The 19,489-nt window shown below is 56.3% G+C and carries 16 protein-coding genes; 8 read left to right on the forward strand and 8 right to left on the reverse strand.

Annotated elements, in window-relative coordinates:
- Positions 1-6 precede the first annotated feature (6 nt).
- From panF to DFO52_RS11485, 8 genes are all read right to left on the reverse strand, one after another.
- Complete coding sequence (panF, locus tag DFO52_RS11450; protein WP_029741741.1) at positions 7-1,458, reverse strand: sodium/pantothenate symporter; 1,452 nt, start codon at positions 1,456-1,458, stop codon at positions 7-9.
- A complete protein-coding gene (locus DFO52_RS11455; RefSeq protein ID WP_006178860.1) occupies positions 1,448-1,690 on the reverse strand; it encodes a YhdT family protein in 243 nt (80 codons plus the stop codon). The genes panF and DFO52_RS11455 overlap by 11 nt, the downstream gene beginning before the upstream one ends.
- A 108-nt stretch (positions 1,691-1,798) precedes the next feature.
- Entirely contained in the window at positions 1,799-3,148 is a 1,350-nt protein-coding gene (accC, locus tag DFO52_RS11460) for an acetyl-CoA carboxylase biotin carboxylase subunit (RefSeq protein ID WP_023333644.1), read from the reverse strand.
- A 10-nt stretch (positions 3,149-3,158) separates the two neighbouring features.
- Entirely contained in the window at positions 3,159-3,620 is a 462-nt protein-coding gene (accB, locus tag DFO52_RS11465; protein ID WP_010436174.1) for an acetyl-CoA carboxylase biotin carboxyl carrier protein, read from the reverse strand.
- Positions 3,621-3,641: 21 nt separating this feature from the next.
- A complete protein-coding gene (aroQ, locus tag DFO52_RS11470; protein WP_023309405.1) occupies positions 3,642-4,094 on the reverse strand; it encodes a type II 3-dehydroquinate dehydratase in 453 nt (150 codons plus the stop codon).
- A gap of 234 nt (positions 4,095-4,328) precedes the next feature.
- Positions 4,329-4,928 (reverse strand): protein-methionine-sulfoxide reductase heme-binding subunit MsrQ, encoded by a 600-nt coding sequence (msrQ, locus tag DFO52_RS11475; RefSeq protein ID WP_032659655.1) that lies wholly within the window; start codon positions 4,926-4,928, stop codon positions 4,329-4,331.
- Positions 4,929-5,930: a protein-methionine-sulfoxide reductase catalytic subunit MsrP gene (msrP, locus tag DFO52_RS11480; RefSeq protein ID WP_029741739.1), complete on the reverse strand. Its 1,002-nt coding sequence runs from the start codon at positions 5,928-5,930 to the stop codon at positions 4,929-4,931.
- 77 nt (positions 5,931-6,007) lie between these two features.
- A complete protein-coding gene (locus tag DFO52_RS11485) occupies positions 6,008-6,982 on the reverse strand; it encodes an MDR family oxidoreductase (RefSeq protein WP_133550418.1) in 975 nt (324 codons plus the stop codon).
- A 182-nt stretch (positions 6,983-7,164) separates the two neighbouring features.
- On the opposite strand from DFO52_RS11485, the gene csrD reads away from it, so the two are divergent.
- From csrD to tldD, 8 genes are all read left to right on the forward strand, one after another.
- Entirely contained in the window at positions 7,165-9,105 is a 1,941-nt protein-coding gene (gene csrD / locus DFO52_RS11490; protein ID WP_133550419.1) for an RNase E specificity factor CsrD, read from the forward strand.
- 282 nt (positions 9,106-9,387) lie between these two features.
- Positions 9,388-10,431 carry a rod shape-determining protein MreB gene (mreB, locus tag DFO52_RS11495; RefSeq protein WP_000913396.1) on the forward strand — a complete coding sequence of 348 codons (1,044 nt, stop codon included), beginning with the start codon at positions 9,388-9,390 and terminating at the stop codon, positions 10,429-10,431.
- Positions 10,432-10,493: 62 nt separating this feature from the next.
- A complete protein-coding gene (gene mreC, locus DFO52_RS11500) occupies positions 10,494-11,510 on the forward strand; it encodes a rod shape-determining protein MreC (RefSeq protein WP_023309400.1) in 1,017 nt (338 codons plus the stop codon).
- Positions 11,510-11,998, forward strand: a complete 489-nt coding sequence (mreD, locus tag DFO52_RS11505) for a rod shape-determining protein MreD (protein ID WP_023309399.1) — start codon at positions 11,510-11,512, stop codon at positions 11,996-11,998. Before mreC ends, mreD begins: the two co-directional genes overlap by 1 nt.
- A 9-nt stretch (positions 11,999-12,007) precedes the next feature.
- Entirely contained in the window at positions 12,008-12,601 is a 594-nt protein-coding gene (locus DFO52_RS11510) for a nucleoside triphosphate pyrophosphatase (protein WP_023309398.1), read from the forward strand.
- A complete protein-coding gene (gene rng / locus DFO52_RS11515; RefSeq protein ID WP_010436156.1) occupies positions 12,591-14,060 on the forward strand; it encodes a ribonuclease G in 1,470 nt (489 codons plus the stop codon). The genes DFO52_RS11510 and rng overlap by 11 nt, the downstream gene beginning before the upstream one ends.
- 42 nt (positions 14,061-14,102) lie before the next feature.
- Positions 14,103-17,906: an AsmA2 domain-containing protein YhdP gene (yhdP, locus tag DFO52_RS11520; protein ID WP_133550420.1), complete on the forward strand. Its 3,804-nt coding sequence runs from the start codon at positions 14,103-14,105 to the stop codon at positions 17,904-17,906.
- Positions 17,907-17,990: 84 nt separating this feature from the next.
- Positions 17,991-19,436 carry a metalloprotease TldD gene (gene tldD, locus DFO52_RS11525; protein WP_133550421.1) on the forward strand — a complete coding sequence of 482 codons (1,446 nt, stop codon included), beginning with the start codon at positions 17,991-17,993 and terminating at the stop codon, positions 19,434-19,436.
- Positions 19,437-19,489: the final 53 nt, after the last annotated feature.

Raw genomic sequence — 19,489 nt, forward strand, 5'->3', positions numbered from 1 at the left:
AACTCTTTATTTATCAGTAGAAATCATAGCGGGTTGTGGGACGGGCTGACCGAAACGGTTCCCCACCACAAACGCCAGTAAACTTAGCAGTAACGAAGGCACAATTGGATGGAAGCCCAAGTACTGAATCTTAAACGTTGCGAGTACGGCGTAAAGCACGCCGCCGACAATCATAGCGCTCAGCGCACCGGCGGCATTCGCGCGCTCCCAGTAGAGCCCTAACACCAGCGGCCACAGGAATACCGCTTCAAGCCCACCAAATGCCAGCAGGTTCAGCCAGATGATCATCTCCGGCGGGCGCCACGCGGCTAACAGCAGCAATGCCCCTAATGCCAGAGTAATAACGGCCGACATGCGCTTCAGGCGCCGTTCATTCTCTGCCTGCTCAGGACGCAGGTTCAGATAGAGATCTTTAATGATCGTAGCGGAACTTTGCAGCAGCTGAGCGTTGATGGTCGACATAATGGCGGCCATCGGTGCGGCGAGGAAGATCCCGGCGGCAAATGGCGGCAGTACTTTAACCATCAGGGTTGGGATAACCAGATCGGGTACGGTAAGGTCAGGAATAACTGCCCGACCTAACGCGCCTGCCAGGTGCATACCAAACATCAGGATGGCGACAACGATAGTGCCGATAATGATACCTCTATGCACGGCTTTGCTGTCTTTGTAAGAGATACAGCGCACGGCGGTATGCGGCAGGCCGATCACCCCAAAGCACACCAACACCCAGAACGAAGTCATAAAGGTTGGCGAAAGGATGTCATCCGCGCCCTGGGGAGAGACCAGTTTCGGGTCGATGGTTTCCAGCGTTTCGACGGCGTGGCTCAGACCACCAGCAGCATGCACAATGCCCACCAGCAGAACAAGGGTGCCAACAAGCATCACCAAACCCTGCATCGTATCGTTCAGCACGCTGGCGCGGAATCCGCCAAACGCGGTATACAGCGCAATGCTGACTCCGAAGATGATCAAGCCTGTCTCGTAGGGGATCCCCGCCGCCGTTTCCAGCAGGCGTGCCCCGCCGATAAACTGCACCGTCATTGCGCCAATAAAGGCCACCAGCAGGCTTAAGCTGGCCAGCCACACCAGTAAACGGCTCTGATAGCGGGCAAACAGCATATCGTTGAGCGTCACGGCATTATAACGGCGCGCCAGAATGGCAAATTTTTTACCCAGTATGCCCAGCGAGAGCCAGACGGCTGGAAGCTGGATCATCGCCAGCAGCACCCAGCCTAACCCGTATTTATAGGCTGCACCGGGTCCGCCGATAAACGAGCTGGCGCTGATGTAGGTCGCGGTCAGCGTCATGGCCAGCACGACGCCGCCCATCGAGCGGCTGCCAAGAAAATACTCGTTCAGGAAGGTGCCCGTCGTTCTTTTACGCATGGCGTAAACGGATAAACCAAACACCACTAACAAGTAAGCGATAAGCGGCAGAATGACTTCAAGCTGCATCATCGTCCTCCAGCGGAATATCGCGATAGATGAATTTCACCATTGCCCAGCACAGCAGGATGAAGACCAGCGGTACCAGCAGACACGCCATTTCGAACCAGTGCGGCAGGCCGGTGATGCCAATAGCGGAGTCAGGTAAGTAAGCAGTTACTAACCATGCTGCGAGATAGAGAAGGGTCAGCCACAGCGCCCAGCGCGCTTCTTTATGGGCCTGAACAAAACGTTTGTCCATTTTTTGTCCCTTGTGGATGAAGAAAGCGGGGATTGTACATGATGAGGCTTTCCAGGCCCCAGAAATAAAAAAGGCCGGATAATCCGGCCTTTTAGCAACACAGGTCTCTTACTTCTCGTTCAGACCGAGTTTTTTCTCCAGATAATGGATGTTAGTTCCACCATTCTGGAAGTGCTCGTCGCTCATGATACGCATCTGCAGATCAACGTTGGTTTTGATACCGTCGATGATCAGTTCCTGCAGGGCGTTTTTCATGCGGGCAATCGCCACGTCACGGTTTTCGCCATAGCAGATAAGCTTGCCGATCATTGAGTCATAGTACGGCGGTACGGTGTAACCGGCGTAGATATGAGACTCCCAGCGCACGCCAAAGCCACCCGGCGCGTGGAAACGCGTGATTTTACCCGGGCTTGGCAGGAAGGTGTTCGGGTCTTCGGCGTTAATACGGCACTCTACCGCATGGCCTTTCACCACAACTTCTTCCTGCTTGATGGACAGCGGCTGGCCTGCAGCGATACGCAGCTGTTCTTTGATCAGGTCAACGCCGGTGATCATTTCGGTAACCGGGTGTTCAACCTGAATACGGGTGTTCATTTCGATGAAATAGAACTCGCCGTTCTCGAACAGGAACTCAAAGGTACCTGCACCGCGATAGCCGATATCGACACACGCTTTGGAGCAACGCTCGCCGATGTAGCGACGCAGCTCTGGGGTAATGCCCGGTGCTGGTGCTTCTTCGACCACTTTCTGGTGACGACGCTGCATGGAGCAGTCACGTTCTGCCAGATAGATCGCGTTACCCTGACCGTCAGCCAGCACCTGAATTTCGATGTGGCGTGGGTTTTCCAGGTATTTTTCCATGTACACCATGTCATTGCTGAAAGCGGCTTTCGCTTCTGCTTTGGTCATGGAGATGGACTGCGCCAGTTCAGCATCGCTACGCACAACGCGCATACCGCGACCGCCGCCACCGCCGGACGCCTTGATGATAACCGGATAGCCAATGCGTTTAGCATGAGCACGGTTAGCATCCATGTCGTCGGTCAGAGGGCCGTCAGAGCCTGGTACGGTTGGAACACCGGCTTTTTTCATCGCGGTGATTGCAGACACTTTGTCGCCCATCAGGCGGATAGTGTCGGCTTTCGGGCCGATGAAGATGAAGCCAGAGCGTTCAACCTGCTCAGCAAAGTTGGCGTTCTCAGAGAGGAAGCCGTAACCCGGATGAATTGCCACCGCGCCGGTGATTTCAGCGGCGCTGATGATAGCCGGGATGTTCAGATAGCTTTTTACGGACGGAGCCGGGCCAATACAGACCGTCTCATCCGCCAGCAATACGTGTTTTAAATCGCGATCCGCGCTTGAGTGCACAGCGACGGTCTTGATGCCCAGTTCTTTACAGGCACGAAGAATACGCAGTGCGATCTCGCCGCGGTTGGCGATAACAATTTTATCCAGCATGTACGCCTCGTTACTCGATGACGACCAGCGGCTCGTCAAATTCAACCGGCTGACCACTTTCGACCAGAATCGCTTTCACAGTACCTGATTTGTCTGCTTCGATCTGGTTCATCATTTTCATCGCTTCAACGATGCACAGGGTATCGCCTACGTTGACTTTCTGACCCACTTCGATGAACGCCTTCGCGTCCGGGCTCGGGGTGCGGTAGAAAGTACCAACCATTGGGGAACGTACGATGTGACCACTGATTTCTGCTGCAGCGGCAGGTGCGGCTTCAGCTGCTGGCGCAACGGCTGCGGAGAGCGCAGGCTGCTGCACTGGCGCAGCATAAGCCTGCTGCATTACCGGGAAGCTAGCGGCTGGGGCTGCACGGCTGATGCGTACAGACTCTTCGCCTTCAGAAATTTCCAGTTCGGAGATGCCTGATTCTTCAACCAGCTCGATCAGTTTTTTAATCTTACGAATATCCATGAGTGGGTTCCGTACTCTTGTTTAGTGTGATTGTGACAAGCGTTTTACCGCTGTCTGTAAAGCGTATGAATAGCCGTCTGCGCCCAGTCCACAGATAACGCCAGCAGCGATATCCGACAGATACGAATGGTGACGGAACGGCTCTCGTGCGTGCACATTACTCAGGTGGATCTCGATAAACGGGATACTCACCGCGAGCAGTGCGTCGCGGATAGCAACACTGGTGTGCGTAAACGCGGCCGGATTGATCAGGATATAGTCCACATTGTCTTTAGCCTGATGAATACGGTCGATGAGTGCGTACTCCGCATTCGACTGAAAATGATCCAAATCCACATTCAGTGACGCTGCTTCCGTTCCCAGACGGTTAACAATTTCACTCAATGTTAGCGTGCCGTACTTCTCTGGCTCACGGGTGCCGAGCATGTTCAGGTTCGGTCCGTTCAAAACTAAGATATGGAATTTATCAGTCATTCTGCCGCTATCTCCTGCGATTTTCGGGTAAAAAACAAAATATACCTTCGAAACGCAAATGTCACCTTTTCAGAGGCTTAAAACCGCTGTCAGGCGAACCAAGGTCGCACATTATAACGATTTCGTAGCATTTAGCAGCTAAATACTGGTCTTATCAGGGAAGATTATCAACCGCTATCCGAAAAAGATTTGCGGTTGACCGGTAATCTGCGGGAAAACGCACAGTTTCGCGAACTATCGCAACCACTGGCGGAACTTCTTATAACGCCATGCCAAAAGCGCCACGGCCGCCAGTGCATAAAGGATTGGCTGCGGGGAGAGGATCTTCACCGACCACAGGTAATGAATGGGAGCGAGGATCGCGACAAGATAGACGAAGTTATGCAGAAGCTGCCAGCGCCTGCCCAGTTTTCGCTGCGCATATTGTGTGGATGTCAGCGCTAACGCCAGTAAAACCACCCAGCTCACGATACCCAGCGTCAGATAAGGACGTGTCACCAGTTCGCGGCCAAGCAGCGCCAGATTGTTAATTCCCAGTTCCAGCAGGGCGTAGCTGGTGAGGTGCAGCGTCGCCCAGGCAAAACACCATAGCCCTAACAGGCGACGGGTGCGTATCAATAAGGGCTGTTTAGCGTAGCGCGCCAGCGGCGAGACGAGCAAGGTAGCCAGCAAAAATTTCAGAGCCATCCGACCGGTAAAATGCTGGATATCCTTCGCCGGGTCTGCGCTAAAGAGCCCCTGGCTTGCGGCCCAGAACAGCCATATAAAAGGAAGCAGCCCGGCCAGGTGCAGCAGCACTTTCAGCCAGGTAATCTGTTTTGCCGTTAAACGCACTCAGAAGTTCTCCCGTAAGTTGAGGCCACGGTAAAGCGAGGCCACTTCATCCGCATAGCCGTTAAACAGCAGCGTCGGCTGGCGCTTCACGTCCAGCGCACCGCCGGAACCGATAAACCGCTCGGTTGCCTGCGACCAGCGCGGATGATCCACGTGCGGGTTCACGTTGGCGAAGAAGCCGTATTCGTCCGGAGCCGCCAGATTCCAGGTGGTTGGCGGACGTTCGCGGGTAAGCTTAATGCTGACGATAGATTTAATCCCTTTGAAACCATATTTCCACGGTACGGTTAAACGGATAGGGGCACCGTTCTGCGGCGGAAGCGCTTTGCCATAAACGCCAACGGTCAGCAGGGTGAGGGGGTGCATAGCTTCGTCAAGACGTAGCCCTTCTACATACGGATACTCAAGCCCGCCGCCGATAAACCTATCTTTCTGCCCGGGCATCTCGTCAGGCGCATAGCGCGTCTGGAAAGCGACATATTTTGCGTTGCTGGTGGGCTCAACCATTGCCAGCAGTTTATGCAGCGGGAAGCCAATCCAGGGCACCACCATCGACCACGCCTCCACGCAGCGCATGCGATAGATACGCTCCTCGAGCGGGAAACGGGTGGTGAGATCGTGGTGGTCCAGCGTCAGGGGTTTCGCCACTTCGCCATCAATTTTCAGCGTCCACGGATCGGTTTTGAGGCTCCCCGCATTGGCGGCAGGATCGGCCTTATCGAGACCAAATTCGTAGAAGTTGTTGTAGCCGGTAACTTTATCTTCCGGCGTGAGCGTCAGCTTGTTTTGCCATTCGGCCGGTTTCGTAAAGGTGAGCGGGGCGCCGGATGGGGCCTTTGGCCGATCGTTGCCTTTAAACCAGTCGAGCAGGTCGGCGTGTGCCGCAGGAGAGAGCGTCAGGGCAGTGGCGCTGATGCCAAGCATTTTCAGGATCTGGCGGCGCTGTAACATAAAGACAGACTCGGACGTTACGTCGGCTTCCGTCAGTTTTCGGTTTTTCATGGCATCCTCCGTCATGCGTTTTTCTAAGCATGACGGAGGAGAGGGATTCGCGCGAATATGTCACGAAAATTTGAAGATTAGGCGATTTTCACCAGCGCACGACCGTGGAACTGGTTGTCCATGATCTTACTGGCGTATTCCGGCGCCTGGCTGAGGGTTATCTCCGTTGCGCTCTGGGTATAGAAAGATTCCGGCAGATCGCGCACCAGCCGTTCCCAGGCTTCATGACGACGGGCCGGCGGAGTCATCACGGAATCCACACCCTGCAGGCGTACGTTACGCAGAATAAATGGCATCACGGTGGTTGGCAGGGCAAATCCGCCCGCCAGACCGCAGGCTGCCACGCAGCCGCCGTAGTTCATCTGCGCAAGGACTTTTGCCAGCACCTTATCACCGACGGTATCCACCGCCCCTGCCCAAACCTGTTTTTCCAGCGCACGGGTTTCGGCAAATTCGTCGCGGCTGAGAATGCGGCTGGCGCCGAGCTGGCGCAGATAGTCATGGGTACTTTCTCGGCCGGAAACCGCAGCGACCTGATAGCCCAGCTTGTGGAGCAGCGTGACAGCCGTGCTGCCCACGCCGCCGCTGGCGCCGGTGACGACAATTTCCCCTGACTCAGGGCGGATACCCGCATCTTCCAGCGCCATTACGCACAGCATGGCGGTAAAGCCTGCCGTGCCGACGATCATTGCCTTGCGGCCATCCATGCCTTTCGGCACAGGCACCAGCCAGTCGCCCTTCACGCGCGCCTGCGTTGCCAGCCCGCCCCAGTGATTTTCACCCACGCCCCAGCCGGTGAGCAGTACATGCTGGCCTGGATGGAAGCGCGGATCCTCGCTGGTATGAACCCGGCCAGCGAAATCAATCCCCGGCACCATAGGGAAATTTCGGATGATTTTACCCTTACCGGTAATAGCCAGCGCATCTTTATAATTTAAACTGGACCAGTCGATGTCGACGGTTACTTCGCCTTCCGGCAGGCGACTCTCTTCAACCGCCTGCACTGAGGCAAGCGTTTTTCCGTCCTGCTGTTCTAAGATCAAAGCCTGCATACGGGGTCCTCACGACTCAGATGATTGGAAAATAATTTCTGAAGACTATACTCGCTCAGGGAAACGCAGTGCCGATTTAACGCAATAAATTGCCAGATACACCCGATTTGGTAGTATGCCGCATTTGAAATGCAAGTTAGCGCTTACTCGCTACCCCATCAACCCACGGAGTAATCTCAAGGATGCGATTAACGACGAAGTTCTCAGCTTTTATCACCTTGCTGACGGGGCTTACCATTTTTGTCACGCTCCTGGGCTGTTCCCTGAGCTTTTACACCGCCATTCAGGACAAGCTGGTCAACCGGGTACAGTCTGTTGCCTCGGTGATTGATACGCGTCTGCTGACGACGCCGCTACCGGCGCTCTCCCGTGAGCTCGATGAGTTGATGGTACCTGTTGATATCGTTCAGATCGACATTCAGCAGGGAAAGCATCGTGTTTTAAGCCACGAACGACCGGGAAGCTATCGCCCCGCGGGCGTGGTAAGCCAGTATCGGGAAGTGACGGTGCATTCCCTTAAAAATCCAGGGATGACCATACACATGGTCTACCTCGATCCGATGGCCAGCTATTTCCGTTCCATGATGACCACCGCGCCGCTCACCGTCGCCGTTGCGTTTATCGTCCTGCTGATCTTTCTCGCGGTCCGCTGGCTGCGTCGCCAGCTTTCCGGTCAGGAGCTGCTGGAGATGCGATCCGTACGCATCCTGAACGGTGAGCGCGGCCCGCAGGTGCGTGGCTCCGTTCACGAGTGGCCGTCTCGCGCCAGCAGCGCGCTGGATACCCTGCTCTCCGAAATCCAGTTTGCCAGCGACCAGCGCAGCCGTATGGATACGCTGATCCGCTCTTATGCGGCGCAGGATAATAAAACCGGCCTTAACAACCGTCTTTTCTTTGATAATCAGCTCGCCACGCTGCTCGACGATTCAGAAAAAGTGGGGACTCACGGGGTGGTGATGATGATTCGCCTGCCCGATTTCGATCTCCTGCGCGACACGTGGGGACAGCGGGTCGCGGAAGAAAATCTCTTTACGCTGATCAACCTGCTCTCCACCTTTATTATGCGCTACCCGGGCGCGCTGCTGGCCCGCTATCACCGCAGCGACTTTGCCGTGCTGTTGCCTCATCGTACGCGGAAGGAATCGGAAAGCATCGCCAGCCAGCTGCTGAAGGCGGTAGATGCGCTGCCGCAGAGCAAAATGCTCGACAGGGACGATATGGTCCACATGGGGATCTGCGCCTGGCGTGGCGGACAATCCACAGAGCAGGTGATGGAACATGCGGAAGCCGCTACCCGCAACGCCGTGTTGCAGGGGGCCAACGGATGGGCGGTTTACGATGACTCGCTGCCGGAAAAAGGGCGCGGCAACGTGCGCTGGCGCACGCTGATTGAGCAAATGCTCAGCCGCGGCGGTCCACGTATTTATCAAAAACCTGCGGTCATGAAAAACGGCAACGTTCATCACCGTGAACTGATGTGTCGTATTTTTGACGGTACCGAAGAGGTCATCTCTGCGGAATATCTACCGATGGTGCTGCAATTTGGCCTGTCCGAAGAGTATGACCGCCAGCAAATTACCCGGCTGATTCCGTTTTTATCCTTCTGGCCTGAAGAAAACCTGGCGTTACAGGTCACCGTGGAGTCGTTAATACGCCCACGTTTTCAGCGCTGGCTACGTGATACGCTAATGCAATGCGAAAAATCGCAACGTAAACACATTATTTTTGAACTTGCTGAGGCCGATGTAGGTCAACACATCAGCCGGTTACGTCCGGTGGTACGTTTGATCAATGCGCTCGGTGCACGTATCGCTGTGACGCAGGCAGGTTTAACCCTGGTCAGCACCAGCTGGATCAAGGAGCTGGATGTGGAGTTATTAAAGCTACATCCGGGGCTGGTAAGGAATATTGAGAAGCGTACGGAAAACCAGCTGCTGGTACAGAGTCTGGTAGAAGCGTGCAAGGGTACGCGAACACAAGTATTTGCCACGGGCGTGCGCTCCAGAAGCGAATGGCAGATGTTAACAGCGCGCGGCGTGATGGGTGGTCAGGGGGATTTTTTTGCTGCCTCTCAACCGCTTGACACCAACGTGAAAAAATATTTGCAAAGATACTCTGTTTGACCTGCCGTTTACGCTGTTTTCACGTAGAATATCGCGCCTGTAGCTTTGTGTATGTCGAGCAAAAAGCCAGTGAACGACCTGTAACGGGTTACAAACGTCAGTGGGGAACGCTACTGTTTACTCAGCCCTGAGGGAGTCAGGGGATGATTTTGTAACATCAGGAAACGTACTGCACAAATTTTCACCGTTGCAGATGATTTTTGCGCCTTGTCGCTGCTGCGTGTGGTTGGTAAAGTAAGCGGATTTTGTTTTCCGCCCCAGCTTTCAGGATTATCCCTTAGTATGTTGAAAAAATTTCGTGGCATGTTTTCCAATGACCTGTCCATTGACCTGGGTACCGCGAATACCCTTATTTATGTAAAAGGACAAGGCATCGTATTGAATGAGCCTTCCGTTGTGGCCATTCGTCAGGATCGTGCAGGCTCGCCGAAAAGCGTGGCTGCAGTGGGTCATGACGCGAAGCAGATGCTGGGTCGTACCCCTGGCAACATCGCCGCCATTCGCCCAATGAAAGACGGCGTTATCGCCGACTTCTTCGTGACTGAAAAAATGCTTCAGCACTTCATCAAGCAGGTTCACAGCAACAGCTTCATGCGTCCAAGCCCGCGTGTTCTGGTGTGTGTGCCGGTTGGCGCAACCCAGGTAGAGCGTCGCGCAATCCGTGAATCTGCCCAGGGTGCAGGTGCACGTGAAGTGTTCCTGATTGAAGAGCCAATGGCTGCGGCCATCGGTGCGGGTCTGCCTGTTTCCGAAGCTACCGGTTCTATGGTGGTGGATATCGGTGGTGGTACCACTGAAGTGGCCGTTATCTCTCTGAATGGCGTGGTGTACTCCTCTTCCGTACGTATCGGTGGTGACCGTTTCGATGAAGCCATCATTAATTATGTGCGCCGTAACTACGGCTCTCTGATCGGTGAAGCCACCGCAGAGCGTATCAAACACGAAATCGGCTCTGCGTATCCGGGCGATGAAGTGCGTGAGATCGAAGTACGTGGCCGTAACCTGGCTGAAGGTGTTCCACGCGGTTTCACCCTGAACTCCAACGAAATTCTGGAAGCTCTGCAGGAACCACTGACGGGCATCGTGAGCGCGGTAATGGTTGCGCTGGAACAGTGCCCACCAGAGCTGGCGTCCGATATCTCCGAGCGCGGTATGGTTCTGACCGGTGGTGGTGCGCTGCTGCGTAACCTCGACCGCCTGTTAATGGAAGAGACAGGTATTCCTGTCGTAGTTGCAGAAGATCCACTGACTTGCGTCGCCCGTGGTGGTGGCAAGGCGCTGGAAATGATCGACATGCACGGCGGCGATTTGTTCAGCGAAGAGTAGTCGAGTTTGAGAGGGTAGCAATTTGCTACCCTTTCTCTCTGACGCGAGAATACGCATAGCCTATGAAGCCAATTTTTAGCCGTGGCCCATCGCTACAGTTTCGCCTCATCCTGGCGGTTCTGGTTGCGCTTGGGGTCATTATTGCCGATAGCCGCCTCGGTACGTTCAGCCAGATCAGAACGTACATGGATACCGCCGTCAGTCCTTTCTACTTTGTTTCAAATGGTCCCCGTGAACTGCTCGACTCCGTTTCTCAAACGCTGTCTTCGCGTGACCAACTCGAACTCGAAAACCGGGCATTACGTCAGGAACTGCTGCTGAAAAACAGCGAGCTGCTGATGCTGGGGCAATACAAGCAGGAGAACGCGCGTCTGCGTGAACTGCTCGGCTCGCCGCTGCGTCAGGATGAGCAGAAAATGGTCACGCAGGTGATCTCCACCGTGAACGACCCCTACAGCGATCAGGTTGTGATCGACAAAGGGAGCGTGAACGGGGTGTATGAAGGTCAGCCTGTTATCAGTGATAAAGGCGTCGTGGGCCAGGTTGTTGCCGTGGCCAAACTGACCAGCCGCGTGCTGCTGATTTGCGATGCCACGCATGCGCTGCCGATCCAGGTCCTGCGCAACGACATCCGCGTGATTGCGGCCGGTAACGGCTGTACGGACGATCTGCAGCTGGAACACCTGCCGGCTAACACGGATATCCGCGTGGGCGACGTGCTGGTGACGTCCGGTCTGGGTGGACGCTTCCCTGAAGGCTATCCGGTTGCAGTGGTCTCTTCGGTCAAGCTGGATACTCAGCGTGCCTATACCGTGATTCAGGCGCGTCCAACCGCCGGTTTGCAGCGTCTGCGCTATCTGCTGCTGCTGTGGGGGGCCGATCGTAACGGTGCTAATCCGATGACGCCTGAAGAGGTACATCGCGTGGCAAATGAGCGCCTGATGCAGATGATGCCACAGGTTCTCCCGCCTGCGGATTCCATGGGCCCGCCTGCGCCAGTACCGGCGCCGGCAACCGGGTTAACGCAGCCGCTGCCGGATGCGCCGCCACCGCCTAAACTCTCTTCGGGAGGGCAGTAGTGGCAAGCTATCGTAGCCAGGGACGCTGGGTCATCTGGCTCTCGTTTCTCATTGCACTGTTACTGCAAGTGATGCCCTGGCCGGATGACATTCTCGTTTTCCGGCCAAACTGGGTATTGCTCATTTTACTCTACTGGATCCTTGCCCTGCCGCATCGCGTAAATGTCGGCACAGGTTTCGTGATGGGTGCCATACTGGATCTCATTAGCGGCTCTACGCTTGGCGTGCGCGCCTTGTCCATGAGCATTATTGCGTACCTCGTCGCACTCAAATTCCAGCTCTTTCGTAACCTTGCGCTCTGGCAACAGGCCCTGGTGGTGATGTTATTGTCGCTCGCTGCGGATATCGTTGTTTTCTGGGCAGAGTTTTTAGTGATCAACGTCTCTTTCCGACCGGAAGTGTTCTGGAGTAGTGTAGTAAACGGTGTGCTCTGGCCATGGTTATTCCTGCTGATGCGTAAGGTTCGCCAGCAGTTTGCTGTGCAATAAAAGGTTTCTATGACGTCTTTGTATCTCGCTTCCGGCTCCCCGCGCCGTCAGGAACTCCTGACGCAGCTAGGAGTCTCTTTTGAACGCATCGTTACCGGCATTGAAGAAAAACGTGCTGAGGGCGAAAGCGCTCAACAGTACGTGTCTCGCCTGGCGCGCGAGAAAGCGCAGGCGGGCGTGGCCAGTGTGCCACGCGATCTTCCCGTGCTGGGAGCAGATACCATCGTTATTCTGAACGGTGAAGTGCTTGAGAAACCGCGCGACGCCGATCATGCGGCACGCATGCTGCACAAAATGTCCGGACAAACGCATCAGGTGATGACGGCCGTCGCGCTGGCTGACCGCCAGCACGTGCTGGATTGCCTGGTGGTGACCGAAGTGACGTTCAGAGTACTTACCGACGACGACATCGCCGCTTATATTGCCAGCGGTGAACCGATGGATAAAGCAGGTGCATACGGTATTCAGGGGCTGGGTGGCTGTTTTGTCAGGAAGATTAATGGCAGCTATCACGCCGTAGTCGGCTTACCGCTGGTGGAAACGTATGAGTTGCTGAGCAATTTTAACTCACTGCGTGAGGGAAGGGATAATTATGACGGCTGAATTGTTGGTAAACGTAACGCCATCGGAAACCCGTGTGGCCTATATTGATGGTGGCATTCTTCAGGAAATTCATATTGAGCGTGAAGCGCGGCGCGGAATAGTAGGCAATATCTACAAAGGTCGTGTCAGTCGTGTACTACCGGGTATGCAGGCGGCTTTTGTAGATATTGGACTGGATAAGGCGGCGTTTTTACATGCCTCCGATATCATGCCGCATACCGAGTGCGTCGCGGGCGAAGAGCAAAAGCAGTTTGCCGTGCGCGATATTTCTGAACTGGTGCGTCAGGGGCAGGATCTGATGGTGCAGGTGGTGAAAGATCCCCTCGGTACCAAAGGCGCCCGTCTGACCACCGACATTACCTTACCTTCCCGCTATCTGGTCTTTATGCCCGGCGCGTCGCACGTGGGCGTTTCGCAGCGTATTGAGAGCGAAACCGAGCGCGAGCGTCTGAAGAAAGTGGTCAGCGCCTACTGCGATGAGCAGGGCGGGTTTATCATCCGTACCGCTGCGGAAGGGATCAGCGAAGAAGACCTGGCGTCGGATGCGGCTTACCTGAAGCGCGTCTGGACCAAGGTAATGGAGCGTAAAAAACGCAACCAGACCCGCTACCAGCTCTACGGTGAACTGGCGCTTGCTCAGCGCGTTCTGCGCGACTTTGCCGATGCGCAGCTCGACCGCATTCGCGTGGACTCGCGCCTGACCTATGAGGCGCTGCTGGAATTTACCGCTGAGTACATCCCGGAGATGCCAGGCCTGCTGGAGCATTATTCAGGGCGTCAGCCTATCTTCGATCTCTATGATGTCGAAAACGAGATCCAGCGCGCGCTGGAGCGTAAGGTCGAGCTGAAGTCAGGCGGCTATCTGATCATCGATCAGACCGAAGCGATGACCACCGTCGATATCAACACCGGCGCGTTTGTCGGCCATCGCAATCTCGATGACACCATCTTCAATACCAACATTGAAGCCACGCAGGCGATTGCGCGCCAGCTTCGTCTGCGCAATCTGGGCGGCATTATCATCATCGACTTCATCGATATGAGTAATGAAGACCATCGTCGCCGCGTGCTGCACTCGCTTGAGCAGGCGCTGAGCAAAGACCGCGTGAAAACCAGCATTAACGGCTTCTCGCAGCTGGGGCTGGTGGAAATGACGCGTAAGCGTACCCGCGAGAGCGTTGAGCATGTGCTGTGTAATGAATGCCCAACCTGCCATGGACGCGGAACGGTAAAGACGGTTGAGACCGTCTGCTACGAAATTATGCGTGAAATCGTCCGTGTTCATCATGCTTACGACTCCGATCGTTTTCTGGTCTATGCTTCCCCTGCGGTGGCTGAAGCGCTGAAAGGCGAAGAGTCACACGCGCTGGCGGAAGTGGAAATCTTTGTCGGCAAACAGGTAAAAGTACAAATTGAACCGCTCTATAACCAGGAGCAGTTTGACGTCGTGATGATGTAAGACGCAGTACGCTGCGTGACGAAAGCTGACAAGGAGAGATGCGTGAGGCGATTGCCGGGGATTTTATTGCTTACAGGGGCAACGCTGGTCGTGATTGTCGCGTTGCTCGTGAGCGGGCTACGCCTCGTATTACCGCATCTGGACAGCTGGCGTCCGCAGCTGCTGGCTAAAATTGAGTCCACCACCGGCGTGCCGGTGAACGTAAGCCAGATTAGCGCTAACTGGCAGAATTTTGGCCCGACGCTCGATGTCCGGGATATCAACGCCAGCCTGAAAGATGGCGGCTATCTGAAAATCAAACGCGTAACCCTGGCGCTGGACGTCTGGCAAAGCCTGCTGCATCTGCGCTGGCAGTTTCGCGATCTCACCTTTTATCAACTCCAGTTCCTGACCAATACGCCGCTGTCTGGCGGCGATAGCGGTCAGGGTCTTGAAGCCAACCGCTTTAGCGATCTTTTCCTCCGCCAGTTCGATCACTTCGATCTGCGCGACAGCGAAGTGAGCTTCATTACCCTCTCCGGCCAGCGCGCTGAACTGGCGATCCCTCAGCTGACCTGGCTCAACGGTAAAGAACGTCACCGCGCCGAGGGGCAGGTCAATCTCTCAAGCCTGAACGGCCAGCACGGTGTGATGCAGGTGCGGATGGATCTGCGGGACGATGACGGCCTGTTAAACAACGGCAAAGTCTGGCTGCAGGCCGACGATGTGGACGTGAAGCCGTGGCTGGGCGACTGGATCCAGCAAAACATGCAGCTGGAGACTGCCCGTTTCAGCCTTGAAGGCTGGCTGACCCTGACCAAAGGCGAATTTGCCAGCGGCGATATCTGGCTTAAGCAGGGGGGCGCCAGCTGGAAAGGCGAAAAACAGCAGCATCAGCTTTCCGTGGATAACCTCACCGCGCACGTGACGCAGGAAAAAGAGGGCTGGCAGTTTGCCATTCCGGATACGCGCATCACCATGGACGGCAAGCCGTGGCCGCGCGGTGCGCTGACGCTGGCCTGGATGCCGGAGCAGGATGTCGGTGGCACGGCCAGTAAACGCAGCGACGAGCTGCGCATCCGCGCCAGCAACCTGGATTTGGCGGCCATTGAAGGCCTGCGCTCGATGGCGGCAAAGCTCTCTCCGGATTTGGGCGAGATCTGGCTGGCAACGCAGCCGAGCGGGAAGATAGACGCTCTGGCGCTGGATATCCCGCTCCAGGCGACGGAAAAAACCCGCTTCCAGGCCACGTGGAAAGATCTTGCCTGGAAGCAGTGGAAGCTGCTGCCGGGGGCGGAACACTTTAGCGGCAAGCTGGAAGGCAGCGTGGAAAACGGCAGGCTGACGGTTGATATGCACGACGCCAAAATGCCTTATGAGACGGTCTTCCGCGCGCCGCTGGAAATCGAACAGGGCAGCGCGGTGCTTAACTGGCTCCGTAACGACAAAGGCTTCCAGCTTGATGGCCGCCATATCGATGTGAAAGCCAAAGCCGTTCACGCGCGCGGCGATTTCCGCTATCTGCAGCCTGAGGGCGATGAGCCGTGGCTGGGTATTCTGGCCGGGATCAGCACCGATGACGGCTCTCAGGCCTGGCGCTACTTCCCGGAAAACCTGATGGGAAAAGCCCTGGTAGACTATCTCAGCGGCGCGATTCAGGGCGGTCAGGCGGACAATGCCACGCTGGTCTACGGCGGTAATCCGCATCTTTTCCCGTACAAACACAATGAAGGCCAGTTCCAGGTGCTGGTCCCGCTGCATAACGCGACCTTTGCGTTCCAGCCCGGCTGGCCCGCGCTGAAAAACTTGGATATTGAACTCAACTTCCTCAATGACGGGCTATGGATGAAGGCCGACAGCGTGGCGCTGGGCGGCGTGACGGCCAGCAACCTGACGGCCAACATCCCGGACTACTCAAAAGAGAAGCTGCTGATTGATGCCGATATCAACGGTCCGGGCAAAGCGGTGGGACCGTACTTTGAGGAGACGCCGCTGAAAGAGTCGCTGGCGGCGACGCTTCAGCAGCTGCAGCTTGATGGCGATGTGAATGCTCGCTTACATCTTGATATCCCGCTGGACGGAGAGATGACCACCGCCAAAGGCGACGTCCGTCTGAAGAACAACAGCCTGTTCATCAAACCCCTTGAGAGCACGCTGAAAAATCTCAGCGGGCAGTTCAGCTTTGAGAACGGTAACCTGAAGAGCGAGCCGCTTACGGCCAGCTGGTTTAATCAGCCCGTTAATATCGACTTCACGACCACCGAGGGTGAAAAGGCTTATCAGGTGGCCGTCAATCTGGACGGTAACTGGCAGCCAGCGCGCATGGACGTCCTGCCGAAACCCATTGAGGCGTCAGTGCAGGGCGCAGTCGCCTGGCAGGGTAAAGTGGCAATTGACCTGCCTTATCACGCGGGCGCCCAGTATAAGGTCGACATCACGGGCGATCTGAAAAACCTTCAGAGCCAGCTGCCTGCGCCGCTGGATAAACAGGCCGGACAGCCGCTGCCGGTAAAGCTGAACGTCGATGGCAACCTGAACAGCTTCGCGCTGACCGGCAGCGCGGGCGGGACAAACCACTTCAACAGCCGCTGGCTGCTTAACCGCAAGCTCACCCTCGACAAAGCCATCTGGACAACGGATAGCCGCTCCACGCCGCCTCTGCCGGAGCAGGCTGGCATTGAGCTGAATCTCCCGCCGATGGACGGCGCAGAGTGGCTGGCGCTGTTCCAGAAAGGCGTTGGGCAAAACGTTGATGAAACCGCCCAGTTCCCGCAGGCCATTACCGTACGTACGCCGTCGCTGATGCTGGGCGGACAGCAGTGGAACAACCTGAGTATTGTCTCGTGGCCTGGCGCTAACGGCACGAAGGTGGAGGCCCAGGGCAGAGAGATCAACGGTACGCTGACCATGCGCAATCACGCGCCGTGGCAGGCGGCGATTCGCTACCTCTACTACAACCCGGCAAGCGCCGCGAGCGGGAAAGACAAACCGGCAGAGACGTCGCCGCTGAGCCAGACCACCCGCGTCGATTTTAGCGGCTGGCCCGATCTCCAGCTGCGCTGTGCGGAGTGCTGGCTGTGGGGGCAGAAATATGGCCGTATAGACGGTGATTTCACCATCCAGGCAAACACGCTTACGCTCTCCGGCGGCCTGGTTGATACCGGCTTTGGCCGCATGACGGCCGCGGGGGAATGGGTGAATAACCCGGGCGAGCAGCGAACGTCCCTGAAGGGCGACATTAAAGGCAACAAGCTGGACGCGGCAGCCAATTTCTTTGGTATCAGCACGCCGCTGCGCGGCTCGTCATTTAACGTTAATTACGATCTTCACTGGCGTGACGCCCCGTGGAAGCCGGATGAAGCCTCGCTGAACGGCATTCTGAAAACCCACTTTGGCAAAGGTGAAATTGCCGACGTGAGCACTGGGCGCGCCGGGCAGATCCTGCGCCTGCTGAGTTTTGACGCGCTGCTGCGCAAGCTGCGCTTCGATTTCAGCGATACCTTCAGCGAAGGGTTCTACTACGATTCCATCCGCAGCACGGCGTGGATCAAGGACGGCGTTCTGCATACGGACGACACGCTGGTGGATGGCCTGGAAGCGGATATCGCCATGAAAGGCTCCGTCAACCTCGTGCGTCGCGAGCTGGATATGGAAGCCGTGGTGGCACCGGAAATTTCCGCAAGCGTGGGCGTTGCGGCGGCCTTTGTGGTGAACCCGATTGTCGGTGCGGCGGTGTTTGCCGCCAGTAAAGTGCTGGGGCCACTCTGGAGCAAGGTCTCCATTCTGCGCTACCGCATTACCGGTCCGGTAGATAAACCGCAGATTAACGAGGTGCTGCGCCAGCCGCGCAAAGAAGCACAGCAATGATTTGACGTGGGCAGGTAATTGCCTCACTCTCAATAAATACGATCTTTATACCGCCACGGGCGGCAACGAACGAGTAGCAATACGATGAGTCTGAACCTGGTAAGTGAACATTTGCTCGCAGCGAACGGCCTGAGCCATCAGGACCTGTTTTCCATTCTTGGTCAACTGACCGAACGCCGTCTCGACTACGGCGACCTTTATTTCCAGTCGAGCTATCACGAATCCTGGGTTTTAGAAGACAGCATCATCAAAGATGGCTCCTACAACATCGACCAGGGCGTCGGCGTCCGTGCCGTCAGCGGCGAGAAAACCGGTTTTGCCTATGCCGATCAGATTAGCCTCACCGCACTTGAGCAGAGCGCGCAGGCCGCGCGTACCATTGTGCGTGATACCGGCGATGGTCGCGTGAAAACCCTGGGAGAAGTGCAGCACTCTGCGCTCTATACCAGTATCGATCCACTGCAGAGCATGAGCCGTGAAGAGAAGCTGGATATCCTGCGTCGCGTAGACAAAGTCGCCCGCGCGGCGGACAAACGCGTGCAGGAAGTTTCTGCCAGCCTGAGCGGTGTGTATGAGTTGATTCTGGTTGCGGCAACGGACGGTACCCTTGCGGCAGACGTTCGCCCGCTGGTGCGTCTCTCCATCAGCGTGCAGGTCGATGACGAAGGCAAACGCGAGCGCGGATCAAGCGGCGGCGGCGGTCGTTTCGGCTATGACTGGTTCCTGGGCGACGTTGACGGTGAAGCACGCGCCGACGCGTGGGCGAAAGAAGCCGTGCGCATGGCGCTGGTGAATCTGAATGCCGTCGCGGCGCCGGCGGGCTCATTCCCGGTGGTGCTGGGCGCCGGCTGGCCGGGCGTGCTGTTGCACGAGGCCGTAGGCCACGGCCTGGAAGGCGACTTTAACCGTCGCGGGACGTCCGTGTTCAGCGGTCAAATCGGGCAGCTTGTCTCCTCTGAGCTGTGCACCGTGGTGGATGACGGCACCATGCGCGATCGTCGCGGCTCGGTGGCTATTGACGATGAAGGTACGCCAGGCCAGTATAACGTGCTGATCGAAAACGGCGTGCTGAAAGGCTACATGCAGGACAAACTCAACGCGCGCCTGATGGGCGTAGCGCCGACGGGCAACGGACGCCGTGAATCTTACGCGCATCTGCCGATGCCGCGCATGACTAACACGTACATGCTGCCGGGCAAATCCACGCCGCAGGAGATTATCGAATCCGTTGATTACGGTATCTTTGCGCCAAACTTTGGCGGCGGCCAGGTGGACATCACCTCCGGTAAGTTTGTTTTCTCCACGTCAGAAGCGTATCTGATCGAGAAAGGCAAAGTAACTAAAGCGGTGAAAGGCGCGACGCTGATTGGCTCCGGTATTGAAGCCATGCAGCAGATCTCCATGGTCGGCAACGATCTGAAGCTGGATAACGGCGTGGGCGTCTGCGGTAAAGAGGGCCAGAGCCTGCCGGTTGGCGTAGGCCAGCCAACGCTGAAGGTGGACAACCTGACGGTGGGCGGCACGGCGTAATTTCCAGACCCTCTCCCCAAAGGGGAGAGGGTACTGCTCCACGCTGTCTTTTC

This window comes from Enterobacter sp. AG326 (assembly GCF_004362415.1).
Lineage (GTDB): Bacteria > Pseudomonadota > Gammaproteobacteria > Enterobacterales > Enterobacteriaceae > Enterobacter > Enterobacter asburiae.